General features: G+C 71.4%; 14 protein-coding genes. 6 read left to right on the forward strand and 8 right to left on the reverse strand.

The genetic code is table 11. The annotated features are described in order from the left end of the window. Positions 1-217 precede the first annotated feature (217 nt). Together ACWD3H_RS25625 and ACWD3H_RS25630 are read left to right on the forward strand one after the other, a co-directional pair. Positions 218-1,168: an ATP-binding cassette domain-containing protein gene (locus ACWD3H_RS25625; protein ID WP_451956782.1), complete on the forward strand. Its 951-nt coding sequence runs from the start codon at positions 218-220 to the stop codon at positions 1,166-1,168. Then, entirely contained in the window at positions 1,165-1,974 is an 810-nt protein-coding gene (locus tag ACWD3H_RS25630) for an ABC transporter permease (RefSeq protein WP_451956783.1), read from the forward strand. Before ACWD3H_RS25625 ends, ACWD3H_RS25630 begins: the two co-directional genes overlap by 4 nt. Here the strand turns inward: ACWD3H_RS25630 and ACWD3H_RS25635 are convergent. Both ACWD3H_RS25635 and ACWD3H_RS25640 read right to left on the reverse strand, forming a co-directional pair. Beyond that, positions 1,956-5,108, reverse strand: coding sequence for a BTAD domain-containing putative transcriptional regulator (locus ACWD3H_RS25635; protein WP_451956784.1), 3,153 nt, complete (start codon positions 5,106-5,108; stop codon positions 1,956-1,958). The two genes, ACWD3H_RS25630 and ACWD3H_RS25635, sit on opposite strands and share 19 nt — an antisense overlap. Before the next feature lie 75 nt (positions 5,109-5,183). Then, complete coding sequence (locus ACWD3H_RS25640) at positions 5,184-6,137, reverse strand: nucleoside hydrolase (protein ID WP_451956785.1); 954 nt, start codon at positions 6,135-6,137, stop codon at positions 5,184-5,186. 138 nt (positions 6,138-6,275) lie between these two features. Here ACWD3H_RS25640 and ACWD3H_RS25645 point away from each other — a divergent pair, with 138 nt between their 5' ends. From ACWD3H_RS25645 to ACWD3H_RS25655, 3 genes are read left to right on the forward strand one after another with little or no spacing between them, the layout of a single operon-like run. Then, positions 6,276-6,803 (forward strand): RNA polymerase sigma factor, encoded by a 528-nt coding sequence (locus ACWD3H_RS25645; RefSeq protein WP_451956786.1) that lies wholly within the window; start codon positions 6,276-6,278, stop codon positions 6,801-6,803. Further along, entirely contained in the window at positions 6,800-7,603 is an 804-nt protein-coding gene (locus ACWD3H_RS25650) for a zf-HC2 domain-containing protein (RefSeq protein ID WP_451956787.1), read from the forward strand. Before ACWD3H_RS25645 ends, ACWD3H_RS25650 begins: the two co-directional genes overlap by 4 nt. After that, on the forward strand, positions 7,600-8,439 hold the full coding sequence (locus ACWD3H_RS25655) for an ABC transporter ATP-binding protein (protein ID WP_451956788.1): 840 nt from the start codon (positions 7,600-7,602) through the stop codon (positions 8,437-8,439). Before ACWD3H_RS25650 ends, ACWD3H_RS25655 begins: the two co-directional genes overlap by 4 nt. A gap of 106 nt (positions 8,440-8,545) precedes the next feature. Here the strand turns inward: ACWD3H_RS25655 and ACWD3H_RS25660 are convergent, their stop codons facing one another. Continuing rightward, positions 8,546-10,357: an APC family permease gene (locus ACWD3H_RS25660; protein ID WP_451956789.1), complete on the reverse strand. Its 1,812-nt coding sequence runs from the start codon at positions 10,355-10,357 to the stop codon at positions 8,546-8,548. Positions 10,358-10,922: 565 nt separating this feature from the next. Here ACWD3H_RS25660 and ACWD3H_RS25665 point away from each other — a divergent pair. Beyond that, the gene (locus ACWD3H_RS25665) at positions 10,923-11,258 is read left to right on the forward strand and encodes a hypothetical protein (RefSeq protein WP_451956790.1); all 336 of its coding nucleotides are present in this window, start codon (positions 10,923-10,925) and stop codon (positions 11,256-11,258) included. 90 nt (positions 11,259-11,348) lie between these two features. On the opposite strand, the gene ACWD3H_RS25670 is transcribed toward ACWD3H_RS25665, so the two are convergent. From ACWD3H_RS25670 to ACWD3H_RS25690, 5 genes are all read right to left on the reverse strand, one after another. Continuing rightward, positions 11,349-11,990: a protein-L-isoaspartate O-methyltransferase family protein gene (locus tag ACWD3H_RS25670; RefSeq protein WP_451956791.1), complete on the reverse strand. Its 642-nt coding sequence runs from the start codon at positions 11,988-11,990 to the stop codon at positions 11,349-11,351. A gap of 12 nt (positions 11,991-12,002) precedes the next feature. Then, positions 12,003-13,115 carry a CapA family protein gene (locus tag ACWD3H_RS25675; RefSeq protein ID WP_451956792.1) on the reverse strand — a complete coding sequence of 371 codons (1,113 nt, stop codon included), beginning with the start codon at positions 13,113-13,115 and terminating at the stop codon, positions 12,003-12,005. Between the two features lie 70 nt (positions 13,116-13,185). After that, complete coding sequence (locus ACWD3H_RS25680; protein ID WP_451956793.1) at positions 13,186-13,518, reverse strand: ArsR/SmtB family transcription factor; 333 nt, start codon at positions 13,516-13,518, stop codon at positions 13,186-13,188. A gap of 248 nt (positions 13,519-13,766) precedes the next feature. Continuing rightward, positions 13,767-14,642 carry a glucose-1-phosphate thymidylyltransferase RfbA gene (gene rfbA, locus ACWD3H_RS25685; protein WP_355556497.1) on the reverse strand — a complete coding sequence of 292 codons (876 nt, stop codon included), beginning with the start codon at positions 14,640-14,642 and terminating at the stop codon, positions 13,767-13,769. Continuing rightward, complete coding sequence (locus tag ACWD3H_RS25690) at positions 14,639-14,806, reverse strand: hypothetical protein (protein WP_451956794.1); 168 nt, start codon at positions 14,804-14,806, stop codon at positions 14,639-14,641. The genes rfbA and ACWD3H_RS25690 overlap by 4 nt, the downstream gene beginning before the upstream one ends. Positions 14,807-14,821 lie beyond the last annotated feature (15 nt).

A 14,821-nucleotide genomic window follows, 5' to 3' on the forward strand; every position in this document is an offset into this window, starting at 1 on the left:
CCTCCGCCGCTCCGCGTACCCGGATCAGTCTCGTGCCTGCACTCCTTCCCGCGCTACCGGGATGCGGGCCGGAGAGCGGATAAATCCACTCGGCCCTCCCAGGGCGTGTCAGGCCGGGCGGCCCGCTGACATGGATCTGTGCCACGGCTGACATGCGTGCCGGTCAGGGTGCGTGGTGTCAAGACCACCACTCAGGACCACCACTGTGGAGGACATCATGCCCCTTGCCTTCGAGGCGGAGGGACTGGTCAAGCGCTACCGGAAGACGACCGCGCTCGCCGGGATCGACCTGGCCGCCCGGCAGGGCACGGTTCTCGGGGTGCTCGGGCCGAACGGCGCGGGCAAAACCACGGCCGTGCGTATCCTGGCCACGCTGCTGCGACCCGACGAAGGACACGCCACGGTCGGCGGGCTCGACGTCGTACGGCACGCCGCCCGGGTGCGCCGCCTGATCGGCCTGACCGGGCAGTACGCGTCGGTCGACGACGACCTCACCGGTATGGAGAACCTCGTGCTGATCGGGGAGTTGCTCGACCTGCGCCGAAGCGAGGCGAAGGCCAGGGCGACGGAGCTGCTGGCGAGTTTCGGGCTCGCCGAGGCCGGCGGGCGGGCGGCCAAGACGTATTCGGGCGGCATGCGGCGCCGCCTCGACCTGGCCGCCGGTCTCGTCGGCCGTCCCGCCGTCATCTATCTCGACGAGCCGACGACCGGTCTGGACCCGGCCAAACGGGACGACGTGTGGAGCATCATCCGCTCGCTGGTCGGCGACGGGGTCACCGTGCTGCTGACCACGCAGTACCTGGAGGAGGCCGACGCCCTGGCCGACGACATCTCGGTCATCGACCATGGACGGGTCATCGCGCACGGCACCCCGGCCGAGCTCAAGCACGTCGTGGGCGGGCAGACGATCCTCGTCCGGCCCGCGGACCCGGCCCGGCTGGCGGACGCCGCCGCGCTCGTCGGCGCGGTGGTCGGCCGCGCCCCCGAATCACCCGGCCAGGGCGTGATCACCGTTCCCGTCGAGAGCGACACCGCGTTCACCGAGATCGTACGGCGGCTCGACCAGGAGCGGATCTCGGTCACCGAGCTCAGCCTCCGGCTGCCCAGCCTGGACGAGGTCTTCTTCACGCTCACCGGACGCCACGCCGAAGAGAAGGACGCGGCATGACCCTCACCGTGGAACGCGCGCAGGCACCGGCCCCCGTCCAGACCCGGCCCTTCGGGCTGGTACGGCACAGCCTCGCGCTCGGCAGAAGAAGCCTGACCAAGACCCTGCGCACCCCCGAGCAACTGCTCGACGTGACGCTGCAGCCGATCGTCTTCGTACTGGTGTACGTCTATCTACTCGGCGGGGCGGTGGCCGGTTCCACCCACGAGTACCTGCAGTTCCTGCTTCCCGCCATCATGGTGCAGACGCTGATGTTCGGCGGGATGGCCACCGGGGTGAACCTCAACACCGACATCGGCAAGGGGGTCTTCGACCGGTTCCGCAGCCTGCCGATCGGCCGCTCCGCACCGCTGATCGGCTCGGTGCTCGGCGACCTGATCCGCTATCTGGTGGCCGTCGTCTCCCTGTTCGGCTGCGGCTTCCTGCTGGGGTTCCGGATCCAGACCGACCCGCTGTCGGTGCTGGCCGCGTGCCTGCTCACCATCTTCTTCGCGTTCAGCCTGAGCTGGGCGTTCGTTCTGATCGGGATGCTCATGCGCAACCCGGGCGGGGTGCAGGGGACGGCCTTCATCGTGCTGTTCCCGCTGACCTTCGGCACCAGCATGATCACACCGAAGGAGACCCTCCCCGGCTGGCTGCAGACCTGGGTGGAGATCAACCCGGTCGCGCATGCGATGGACGCCTCGCGCGCCCTGATGCTGGGCGGGCCGGCGACGGGTCCGGTGATGTGGACGCTGCTGTCCTCGGCGCTCTTCCTGGCGGTGTTCGCGCCGCTGGCGGTCCGCGCCTACCGCCGCCGTACCTGATCGAGCGCGGCGGCGCGGTCGAGGGCCATGCCCCGTGCGTGGGCGGCGTCGTAGGCGGCGTCGCCCAGCTCGTCTCTGAGCCGCCGGGTCAGCCCGGCGATCTCGAGGTTGAACCGGTCGGGGGCGCCGCGGAGCCGCTCGGCGGCGCCGAGGGTCTCCGCCGCCCCTGCCGGGTCGCCCCGGTGGGCGCGCAGGGCCGCCGCGGCGACGCCGACGCGGGCCAGGATCGGCATGTCCCTCCCCTCGACCGCCCGGTCGATCGCCTCCGCGAGCCGCCGTTCCGCGGTCACCAGGTCACGACGGTCCACCGCCAGATGGACCATCGCCTGCAGGATCAGCGCGTGGAACTGCGGGGCGACGAGCACGATGCCCGCTATGCCGGTCGCCGCCGCCTCGTAGTGCCGCTCCGCCCCGTCCAGGTCGCCCGCGCGACGGTCGAGGTCCCCCAGTGCGAGCCAGGCGAACGCGATGTTCCGCTGTGACCACAGCCTCTCGGTGGGTTCCGTCATCGCCAGGAGCTCGGCGCGTGCCCTGTCCACGTCGCCCTGCTGCGCCCGCGCGCCGGCGAGCGTGATCCGCTGATGCGCGGCGTCGTCGTCGGGGTTGAGCTCGCCCAGCAGCCGGATGGACTCCCCCAGCGCCTCGACGGCCTCGTCGAAGTCGCCGAAGACCAGGTGGGCCTCCGCCAGCGAGCTCAGCACCTGGGCGAGCCCCCAGCGGTCCCCCAGGTCACGGAACCCGGCGGCGGCGGCGAGCAGGTCGCGGCGCGCTCCCACCTGGTCGCCCTCGTTCTCCAGGAGGGCCGCCCTGATCCTGAAGAGCATCGCCCGGGTCCACGGGTTGGGGTGCGACAGCCGCCGCCCGACGGCGGACACGCCCAGGACGGCGTCGTCGGTGAAGATCGCGAGGACTGGTTCGATCAGGGCGAGGAACGGGTTCTCGGTGTCGGGACCGACGGTGGTGGCCAGCGACCGGAGCCGCTCGACGGTGTCCCGCAGGTCCTCATGCTCACCGGAGAGCATCTTGTTGATCATGTGGAGGGCGGTGGCGACCGACCGATGCTCCGAGGACACCTCGCCGGGAACGTCGAGGGCGAGACGGAGCCAGCCCGCGGCCTCGGCGTAGTTGTCGCGGATCATCCAGAAGACGCTCAGCGCGACGGCCAGCCGTACCGCCGTGTCGGCGTCACCCGCGTCGACGGCGAAGTGCAGGGCGGCGAGCAGGTTGTCGCGCTCGGCATCCAGCACGGCCAGCCAGACCAGCTGCCGTTCCTCGCGCAGACAGGGTTCGGCCGTCTCGGCGAGGTCCAGGAAGTACGCCGCGTGCGCGGCCCTGACCTGGGCGACCTCCCCGCTCTCCGCCAGCCGCTCCAGCCCGTACTCGCGGATCGTCTCCAGCATGTGGTAGCGCGGCTGCGGCGCCTCGACCACCTGCAGCAGCGACCTGTCCACCAGCGCGCCGAGCAGGTCCAGGGCCGTGCCCGGCTCCCCGCACACCCGCTCGGCGGCCTCCACCGAGATCCCGCCGGGAAACACCGCGAGCCGCTCCGCGAACCGGCACTCGTCGTCGTCGAGCAGGTCCCAGCTCCAGGCGACGACCGCGCGCAACGTCCGATGGCGGGGCAACGCGGTACGGCTGCCGCCGGTCAGCAGCCGGAACCGGTCCCCGAGGCGCTCGGCCACCTGCGGCGCGGTCAGCGAACGCATCCGCGCGGCGGCCAGCTCGATCGCCAGCGGCAGCCCGTCCAGCCGACGGCAGATCTCCACCACCGCCGCGACGTTCTCCCCGGTGACCGCGAAGCCGGGCCGTACCGCGGCGGCCCGGTCGGCGAGCAGCCGCACCGCCGGGCTGGTCCCGGCCTCCTGGACGGAGGCGTCCGGCTCGGGCAGTCCGAGCGGGGCGACCGGAGACAGGACCTCGCCGAGTATCCCGAGGGGCTCCCTGCTGGTGGCGAGCACCCGCAGCCTCGGGCACCTCCCCAGGAGGTCCTCGACCAGGTGGGCCGCGGCCTCGACCAGGTGCTCGCAGTTGTCCAGCACGATCACCGTCTCGGCGCGCGAGAGCGCCTCGACCAGGCGGCTCATCGTGTCCCTGGGCGTGCTCTGGGCGTCGAAGGAGCCCGTCTCCCTGACACCCAGCACGCCGAACACCGCCTGGGGCAGGTCGGCCGCATCGGTCACCGCCGCGAGCTCCACCAACCAGACACCACCCGGCCGCCGCTCGGCGATCCTTCCGGCGACGGTGGTCGCGAGCCGGGTCTTACCCGCCCCGCCGGGACCGACCAGCGTGACCAGCCGTCCTTCCTCCAGCAACGCGCCGACCCGCCGCACCTCGGCCGCCCGGCCGACGAAGCTGGTCAGCGCGGTCCGCAGGTTGCCCTTCGGCGGGCGAACGGGCTCCGCCGGGCTCTCCTGAAGCAGCGCCAGGTGAATCTCCCGCAGCTCAGGTCCCGGGTCGGCCCCCAGCTCGTCCGCCAGATGGAGCCGGATCCTCTCGTAGCCGACCAGCGCCTCGGCCTGACGCCCCTGGGCGTGCAACGCCCGCAGCAGCAGTCCCTGCAGCCGCTCCCTCAGCGGGTGACGGGCCGCGGGCTCGGAGAGCTCGGCCACCAGGTGGGCATGGCGCCCGGACGCCAGTTCCGCCTCGGCGCGATCCTCGAGCGCGGCCAGGCGCGCCTCGTACAGCCCGGCCGCGTACGCCGTGGCGAAGGAGGCTCCGGCGGCGTCCGCCAAGGCGGGACCTCGCCAGAGCGCGAGCGCCTCACCGAGCAGGGGGGCGGCGGCGGCCGGATCCCCGCCGTTCAGCGCGCGCCTCCCCGCTCGTGCCAGCCGCTCGAACCGGTGCGCGTCGACCGCGTCCGGCGGCAGGTCGAGCCGGTAGCCGCCGGGAGCCGACCGCAGCACCGACGCGTCCGGCAGGGCACGGCGCAGCCTGGCGATCAGCGACCGCACCGCGTTGGCGCGGTCGGCCGGCTGCTCCTCCGGCCAGAGCGCGTCCGACAGCTCGTCGGCCGTGACGACCCTCCCCGCTCCCACGGCCAGCCGGATCAGCAGCACGCGGAGCCGGACGCCCCCGATCTCGACGCTCTCACCGCCCGCCGTCACCTCCAGCGGGCCCAGGATGCCCACACGCATGAAGCCAACTGTCCCACGCCGCGGGAGTCCGGCCGCGGGAGACTTTTCCCGCCGCACCGGCCAGGGGGACCTCGACTACCCGGCGCTCGGCGGCCCGGTCGAGCCGATCCGCGTGACGTAGAGGTCCCAGAACCGGTCCGGGTCCACCTCCAGCACGGTGCGGCCGTCCGTGTCCGAGACGATCTCGGGACGGAGGAAGGCCGCCGCGGCCACGGCGTCCCAGACGAACGCCCGATGTCCGGGATCACCGGCGAAGAGCGGCCCCTGGAGTTCCTTGAAGAGCCTCCTGACCGGGGTCTCCGGGCCCGCGACCACCCGCTCGTAGGTCCGCCTGTCCAAGGTGAGCCGCTGCGCCGCCTCCAGCGTGACGACCAGCCGGCGCCTGAACGGAGCGGCGAAGGCGACCCGGGACGCCTCGGGGTCGAACCAGCGGTTGAACTCCTCGCCCTCCGTGTCGGCTCCCAGATAGACGACCTCCTTGACCAGGGGGACCATCTCCGGATGCTCCCGTACGGCGCGTGCCAGGTTGGTGGCCGGGCCGAGCGCGAAGACGGTCACCTCGCCGGGGTGGCGTCTCACCTGGTCGGCGATGAAGTCCGAGGCGCTGCCCGCCGCGGGCCGGGTCGTCGCGTAGCCTCCGTGCGGCTCGGTGGCCAGCGCGCGGTGGGACGCCGGTCGCGGCCGGTCCAGGGCCCCGTCGTAGTCGTCCCTCGGCGCCGGCACGTTGGTCTCGCCGGTCACCACGGGGATGCCGGCCCTGCCGATGAGCTCCAGCTGACGCAGCGCGTACGCGGTGCCCTCCTCCGGCCAGGTGTTGCCGCCCACGGTCGTCACCCCGAGCACCTCCACCCCTTCGGCGGCGGCCAGCAGGAACATGGCCTGCGCGTCGTCGTTCAGCTCGCCCATGTCCGCGTCGATGATGACTTTCCCGGTGCCCGGGGGTCCGTCGAGCGGCACTCCCGGCGAGCACGACGCCGCGGCGCACACCATGGACAGCGCCACCAGCGAGACCAGTATTTTCCTTCTCATGCCTCACCTGTCGGGCGCGATACCGCATTCGGTTCGTTCCAGGCCATGAACCGCCGGGACCGCCGGACACGACGGAACCGTGAACCGCCGGGGGGACCGGATGCGACAGAGAGGCATGACACCGTTGAAAGGGCTCCCATGAGCGAGCACGAGAGCTGGACGGACGCTCGGCTGCTCGACGCCGTCGCCGGCGAGGACCGCCGTGCCCTTGAGGTCCTTTACGCCCGGCACGCACCCTGGCTCGTCATCCGGCTCACCCGCCGGTGCGCCGACCCGGCGCTGGTGGACGAGGCGGTCCAGGACACCTTCGTGGCCGTCTGGCGTACGGCGCGCACCTGGAAGGGCAAGGGAGAGGTCGCGGCCTGGATCTGGGGCATCGGCGTCCGCCGCCTGCTGGACCGGCTCCGCCGCCGCCCGGTGGTGCCACTGCCCGCCTACGAGCAGGTCATGGTCTCGGCCGAGGAACAGGTGCTGCTCGGCATCGAGTACGGCGAGCTCGGCCAGGCGATGGGCCGGCTCTCCCCGGAACTGCGCGCGGTGGTCCAGGCGACGGTGCTGGACGGGCTGACCAGCCGGGAGGCCGGGCGGCTGCTCGGCATCCCGGCGGGGACCGTCAAAACCCGGATGATGCGCGCGAAGGCACTGTTGAGGGAGGAGCTGGCATGAGCACCTGGCACATGGACGACGGCCTGGCCGTCAAGTACGCCGACGGGGAGCTGAACCCGACACTGGCCGCGTCGGTCGAGGCCCACCTGCTGGCCTGTGATCAATGCCGGGGCCTGCTCGCGCCCCGGGTACCGAGCTCCCGGCTGGACCGGGTCTGGGCGGAGGTGGCCGACGCGGTGGACACACCCGTGCCGGGACCGTTCGAACGGCTGCTGCGGGCGATCGGCGTCCACGACCACACGGCCCGGCTGCTGGGCGCCACCTACTCGCTGCGCCTGCCGTGGATCGCGGCCGGCACCGTGGCGCTCCTGTTCGCCGCGCTGGCCTCGGGGGAGACGACCCGGTGGGGGCTGCTCGTCTATCTCACGCTGGCCCCGATCCTGCCGGTCGCCGGAGTCGCCGTGGCCTTCGGCCGGGACGGAGATCCGACCCACGAGATCGGCCTGGCCGCGCCGTACTCGATGTTCCGGCTGATGCTGATGCGCGCCGCCGCGGTGCTGACGTCCTCGTCTGCGCTGGCGCTGGTGATGGGCCTCGCCCTGCTGGGCGACGACTGGACCGTGGCCGCGTGGCTGCTGCCCTCGCTCGCGCTGACCTCGCTGACCCTCGTCCTTTCCAGCCGGTTCGACCCGCGCCACTGCGGGGCCGCCGTGGCGGTGACCTGGCTGGTCGTGGTCGTCGCCACGAACCTCCGCGAGCCGAGCCTGGCGATGTTCGGCGGCGCCGGCCAGGTGGGCTACCTGGCCATCACCTTCATATCCGTCGTCCTTCTCATCGTGCACCGCAGGGAGTTCTCATGATCGAGGCAGCGGGTCTGGTGAAGGCCTACGGCCGCAGCCGGGCCCTGGACGGGCTCACCTTCACTGCGGGGAAGGGGGTGACCGGTCTGCTGGGGCCGAACGGCGCGGGTAAGACCACGCTGATCAGGATGCTGGCGACCGTGCTCGCCCCGGACGAGGGCGAGCTGAGACTGCTCGGCCGGGATCCGGCCGGGGATCGGCTGGAGATCCGGCGGCGGCTGGGATACCTGCCGCAGGAGCCGGGCTACCAGCGGGGATTCACGGTCTTCGAGTTCGTCGACTACGTGGCGATCCTGAAGGAGATGGTGGAGCGGCGGGCCCGGCACGACGAGGTGCGCCGGGTGATCGAGGAGGTCGGGCTGACCTCCGTGAGCGGGAAGCGGATCCGGACGCTGTCCGGCGGCATGCGGCGGCGGCTGGGCATCGCGCAGACGCTGCTCGGCGACCCCGAGCTGATCCTGCTGGACGAGCCGACCGCCGGCCTGGACCCCGAGCAGCGGCTCCGGTTCCGCGAGCTGATCTCGCACATCGGGCAGGACCGGGCCGTCGTGCTCTCCACCCACCAGACCGAGGACGTCGCCGCCCTCTGCAACCGGGTGGTCGTGCTCAAGGCGGGACGGTGCGAGTTCGAGGGCACGCCCGAGGAGATCCGGGCGCTGGCCGAGGGCCGGGTCTGGTTCTCCTCGGAGAGGTCGGGAGTGCTCTCCTGGCGCACCGGCGACGGGCTGTTCCGCAACATCGGGCCCGCTCCGGAGGGTGCCCGCCTGGCCGAGCCGACCGTGGAGGACGGTTACCTGCTGCTGCTCGGCGACACGGCCGCGGAGGCGGCGGCATGACGCTGCGCGACTCGGCCCGGCGCGGGGACTCCTTCCGCACGGTCCGCGTCCAGGACGACGGCAACAGTGGCCCGGCCGGCGACGACGCCGGTACACCGTCACCACCTCAGCCGTGATGGTGAGCGGTGGCCGTTACCCGGAAACGCATCCGGCAGACGACGGCGTCGCTGCGCCGACGCAGCGCTCGGGCGAGGACCGCGCCGCGCTGGTTCTGCAGAACGCGCTGCCAGGCGTGTTCGGGCTCGATCTCGGCGATGAGGGCGAACACCTGCCTCTCGGGCACACTCTTGATGTACTCGATCAAGGGGGTGTCCAGCCGCCGGTGGGCGTCGAAGAGCTGCACCAGTTCGACGCCGGGGTGCCAGCGCTCCCAGTCCTCGACGAACCTTCGCGCCTCTGACTCGTCTTCTGGGTGGGTGATGTTGACCGCGACCACCCGGTCTCCCAAGGAGAGCGCGGCGGCGAGCGCCTCGCAGGTCAGGCGGGTGATCGTATGCACCGGCACCACCACGAGCGAGCGGCGCGGCCGCGGCGGGACGGGCGTCCTGCCCAGTTCCAGGCGCTCACCGATGCGGGCGTAGGAGCGGTTGACCCATTGCATGGCCGCTACCACCAGCGGCATCGTGACCACGATCAGCCAGCCGCCCTCGGTGAACTTGGAGATCGTGACCACGATGGCGGCAACGAAGGTCAGCAGCGCGCCGAAGCCGTTGAGGGCCGCCCGCCACCGCCAGCCCGCGGGTCGGTCCCCAAGCCAGTGCCTGACCATACCGGCTTGGGAGATGGTGAAGCCGACGAACACGCCGATCGCGAACAGCGGCACCAGCAGGTTCATCTCACCCCGGGCCAGGATCAGCAGCAGGGCCGAGGTGATGGTCAAGAAGGCGATGCCGTAGCGGTGCACATGTCGATCGGCGCGCAGCGCGAACAGGTGCGGCAGGTTGTTGTCCCGGGCCAGCAGCTGGGTCAGGACCGGCAGGCCACCGAAGGAGGTGTTGGCGGCCAGCGCGAGCAGCGCGACCGTGGAGAACTGCACCAGGTAGAACAGCGGGCCGTCACCCAGCGACGCCTGGGTGACCTGCGAGAGCACGGTCACCCCCTCAGCAGGGGCGATCTTGAACTTCTCGATCAGGACGGCGATGCCGATCAGCATCACGGCCAGCAGGACGCCGAGCGCCATCTCCGCGCGCTGGGCCCGCTTGACCCGCGGCCTTTTGAAGGAGGGCACCGCGTTGGCGATCGCCTCGACGCCGGTGAGCGAGGCGCAGCCGTTGGCGAACGCCTTGAGCAGCAGCAGCACCCCGACCGTCTGCAGGACGTGGGGCGTGTGCTCGGCGTAGACGGCGGGCTCGTTGCGGATCAGGCCGACCACGATCACCAGCGTGATGGCGCCGACGTAGAGGGCGGCCGGTGCGATGAAGGCGTGGGCGCTGTGCGTGATGCCCCGGAGGTTGATCATGGTGATCAAGGCGAGCACGGCCAGGCACAGCCACACGGTGTACGGCAGGAGCTCGGGAAAGGCCGAGGTCAGCGCGGCGACCCCGGCGGCGACCGAGACCGCCACGTTCAGGACGTAGTCCACGATGAGCGAGGCGCCCGCGACCAGGCCGGCCTGGCGGCCCAGGTACGTCTTGGCCACACCGTAGGCGCCTCCGCCCTCGGGGAAGGCTGCGACGACCTGCCGGTAGGACAAGGTCAGCACGCCCAGCAGGGCCGCGATGGCCAGCGTGACCGGAAGGGTGAAACCGAGCCCCGCACCGCCGGCCAGGGCCAGTACCAAGACGATGGCCTCGGGACCGTAGGCCACCGAGGCCATCGCGTCCAGCGAGAGGGCCGCCAAGCCGCCGGTGACCGTCAGCCGGTGCCGATCATCGGTATTTGGCTCCTGGGGGCGAGCGGGGGTCAACAGCGCGGACATCACGTCACTCCTGTACGAGGGCTACACCTCATCGTCACCCCCAGCCCAGAGAACAATTGTCCGCCCATATACGTTTTTGACGCCTTTACGGTGAATAACTATGCGCATCCCACGGCGACGCGACGACAACGGCGACCGCGCGACCGGAAGGGATCAGTACTCGAACCGGTGGCCATTCCACGCCGTGACCAGAGAGACCGGACGCACGGGGCTCTTCTCCGCTTGCGGCGCAGGTCGCGGAGCTCCTTGACGTGCCTCTCCACGGTCCCCCTCGGCGGCTCCCGGCCGGGGAGCCGCCGTGCCCGGCAACAACTCACCACGAGGAGATCCCGTGGGAAACAGGACGGTGAACCCCGACTCCGCCACCTCTGCCGGCGCCCGAAGACGTAGGGAGTGCCGACATCCGGAAATGCGGCGCGGTGACGGCGTCAGAAAATCCCGCAAAGGCGTATGGATCGCGTCAAAGCCATGGTGCCGGGCCCGGGTACCGGCTCACCATGGGATCGGAAAGAGCGGCGTCATACGGCGTCGCCGGGCCAGGGTCCACCGCCTGTTGGAGGGTGTCGTGAACGAGGTCGCGGGATTGTGTTTGCTGGGCGTCGGCCTCGCCCTGTTCGTACTCGCGCGGCGCGTCAGGCTCGGGCCGGTGCGCGGCTGGGGCGGGCTGGCGGCCAGGATCGGCCTGGGGGACGCGCGATCATGGGAGATCACGCACGACGAGATCGAGCCGTGGATCGCGGCGGCAGGGGTCGCGGCAGGACTGGCCGGGCTGGCGTCACTGTCGATCGAGGAAGGCTCGGTGCTGGCCGCGGTGACGATGCTGGGCATGGGACTGTGCGGCGCGCTGCTGGTGGCCGCCGCCGTGACCGGACGCGCGCGACTACGGCGATCCGGTGCCTGAGAAGTCGTGGCCCGCCGCCTGCTACGCCCTGCGGAAATACGCTCTGCCGACGGAAGTGCGAGCAGGATCGAGCCCAGAGTGGTCACACCCTCAGGACGGGAAGCCGTACTTTCCGTGAAGGCGGACAAAGCTGGCCAGCGTGAGGACCTGCCGACGCTCAAGTCCGGTCACGGTGCGCTGGAACAGGACGACCTCCTCCCGCCCGCCCGGTCCGATGGGCTGTACCAGACGGCCGCCGAGCCGGAGCTGTTCGACCAGCGGCGGGGGCACCTCCGGGAACGCGGCCGACACGACGATGCCGTCGTACGGAGCGCGGTCCGGCACGCCGCCGCCGCCGTCTCCGACGAGCAGCTCGACATTGCCGATCCCCTGCCGGGCGAGGTTCCGGCGCGCCTGCCGGACCAGGTCCGCCCACAGGTCGACGGTCACGACATCGGCGGCCAGGCGAGCGAGCAGCGCGGTCTGGAAACCGAGGCCGGTGCCGATCTCAAGCACGTGTTCCGTCCCGCCGAGACCGAGACCTTCGATCATCCTTGCCGACAGCGAGGGCTGCGTGGTCACCAGCCCGTGCCCGATCAGGATGGGCTCGTCGTAGTAGGCGATCGCGATACGGTCCGCGGGAACGAATCCCGCTCGCGGCGTCGCGCGTACGGCCTCCAGCAGACGCTCGTCGCGGACGCCCATCGCCCGGACGGCCCGGATGAGATCTTCGGGAGAGGCGCCTGCGGTCATGTCCGGCCCCGCCTACGTCCGCCGGAGCGCGAGGGCGCCGTCCGGCTCCAGGTCGACTCGTGATCCGAGGTCACGGCCGACCCGGTCGAGAACCGCCCGCAGCCATTCGGAGTCCTCGACTGAGGCGTGCTGGAGGCGCATCTGACAGGCCCGCATGGGCACCATCCGCAAACCGGCCGTCCTGCCCGACTCCGGCTCCACCGACACGAAGTACAGCAGCCGAAGATCGTCCCGGTACTCCTCATAGCCGGTGATGCCCTCGTAGTCGTCGACGAGGTCACCGCAGCCGTACAGAATGAGCTTGCCTCGGTAGACCTCGACGGGCCGGGGATGGTGCGAGGAGTGCCCGTGCACCACGTCGACACCGCCATCGACCAGGCGGTGCGCGAAGCGCCGCTGATCTCGGGAAACGTGGTAACCCCAGTTGGAGCCCCAATGGATGGAGACGACCGCGACGTCACCGGGGCGCTTCACCCGCCGCACCCGGCCGGCCACCTCGGCCGCGGCGGTCTCCGACAGCTCCGGGACGAAATCGACACCCCCGCGATCCGGGGCCGCCGCCCATTCCGGCGGAATGCCGCTGGACTCCGTCCCGCAGGAGAGGATCAGGACCCGCCCGCCACCCTCGACGGTGACGATCGCGGGTCGCCGCGCCTCGTCCGCCTCCCGGCCCGCCCCCACCGCTCGCAGTCCCGCGTCGGCCAGGGCGTCGAGCGTTTCCTCCAGACCTCGTCGGCCGAAGTCCATGACGTGGTTGTTCGCCAGCACGCAGACGTCGGGCCGGGCGACCAGCAGACAGGGAAGGTTGGCTGGACTCATCCGGTAGTTCACGGCCTTCCCCGCCTCGAAATCATCGCTCCGGGTGACGCTCGTCTCCAGGTTCACCACCCGGACATCGGGCGCGACCTCCGCCAGCACCCCCAGGGCATCCCCCCACGGCCAGGAGAAGCCGACCGGCCGGGGAATTCGGCCGTTCACCGCCTCCGCGAGATCGACATATGTCCGAGCGTCACGGACATGGCTCTCCTGCAGCGTCGGGTCACCGGGGTACGGAAGGATCTGATCGACGCCGCGGCCGAGCATGACGTCCCCGCAGAGGAACAACGTCACCGGATCGGTGCGCATACCTCCATGCTAGGCGTGCCCCGGTCGCCCGGCACGGGGCCCGCTGACGAGATGCGGGCGGCGACGCCGGTCAGGCCTCGGCCGGGATGTTCAGCAGGGCCGACAGGTCCGTCAGGGGCTCGGGGACGACGCGGTAGTAGACCCAGGAGGCGCGGCGTTCGGAGGTGAGCAGGCCGACCTCCTTGAGAACCTTGAGGTGGTGGCTGATCGTCGGCTGGGAGACCTCGAAGGCCGCGGTGATGTCGCAGACGCAGGCCTCGCCACCGGCGCGGCTGGCCACGATCGACAGGACGCGCAGCCTCACCGGATCGCCGAGTGCCTTGAAGACCCGCGCCACCCCCGCGGCCTGCTCGGCGTTCAGCGACTCTCGGGCCAGCGGCGGGCCGCACTCCAGAAGCTCCATCGGCTCCATCGCTCCCCCTCCCGACATAGACAGTTGCCTATGTCAACTTTGGTCTATATTGATGTATATCTATTAGTGCTCGTCACACGGGTCCACGAGCAGGGGCGGCAGAGCCTTGGAGTAGCGCCCGCCGTCCGCCATCGTGGTTCTCCTTCAGCCGGCCGGGAAGCGGCTCACGCGGGCCTCGTCGATCCGGTGGTGTCCCCTGCCCTCCGGCCGGAACGAAGCGGGTGGCGCGACACCGCCGCTCAGATGGAGGCCTCCAGCACCCGGACCAGGTAGCGCCCCTCCTCCGTCACGGATCCGGCGCGGCCGATCAGCTCGCGGAGCCCGTGGTCGTCGATGTAACCCATCCGGTAGGCCACCTCCTCCAGGCAGGCGATCTGCACGCCCTGCCGTTTCTCCAGCACCTGCACGAAGACCCCGGCCTCCAGCAGGCTGTCCGGCGTGCCGGTGTCCAGCCAGGCCGTACCCCGGCCCAGGTTGACCAGCCTGGCGCGGCCTTCGGCGAGGAAGCGCCGGTTGAGGTCGGTGATCTCCAACTCGCCCCTCGCCGAAGGGGTCAGCTCCGCGGCATAGCGCAGCGCGACGTTGTCGTAGAGGTAGAGACCGGTGACGGCGAGGTTGCTCCGGGGCCGGGCCGGTTTCTCCTCGATGTCGATCAGCCGGCCCTCCTCGCCGATGACCGCCACCCCGTACCGTTCGGGATCGGCGACCGGGTAGCCGAAGACCGTGCAGCCGTCGAGCTTGCCGACCTCGTCGCGGAGCACCGAGGGGAGCTCGTGGCCGTAGAAGATGTTGTCGCCGAGGATGAGGGCCAGCCGGTCGTCGCCCACGAACTCCCCGCCGACCACCAGGGCGTCGGCCAGCCCGCGGGGCGCGGTCTGGACGGCATAGCTCAGGCGCAGGCCCAGCCGGGAGCCGTCGCCGAGCAGCGTCCGAAAGCCCGGCAGGTGCTCGGGGGTGCTGATCAGCAGGATCTCCCGGATTCCGGCCAGCATCAGCACCGAGAGCGGGTAGTAGACCATCGGCTTGTTGTAGACCGGCAGCAGGTGCTTGGAGGTGATCGTGGTCAGCGGCCGGAGCCGGGTGCCCGAGCCCCCGGCCAGCACGATGCCCTTCATGTGCGGACCACCGGGTCCGTGGCGCGGGCTCGGCCGCCCCGGCACCGGCGCGCGGTAACGGTCTCCGGCATGGTCTCCGGCGCGGCCACCGAGGCACCGCGCGCGAGCGCGCACACCTGACGGGAGCCGGTGAGACCGGCCCCGCCGGTCACCAGGATGCGCATTCGCCGCCCCTTTTC

The sequence above is a fragment of the Streptosporangium sp. NPDC002607 genome (assembly GCF_053592655.1).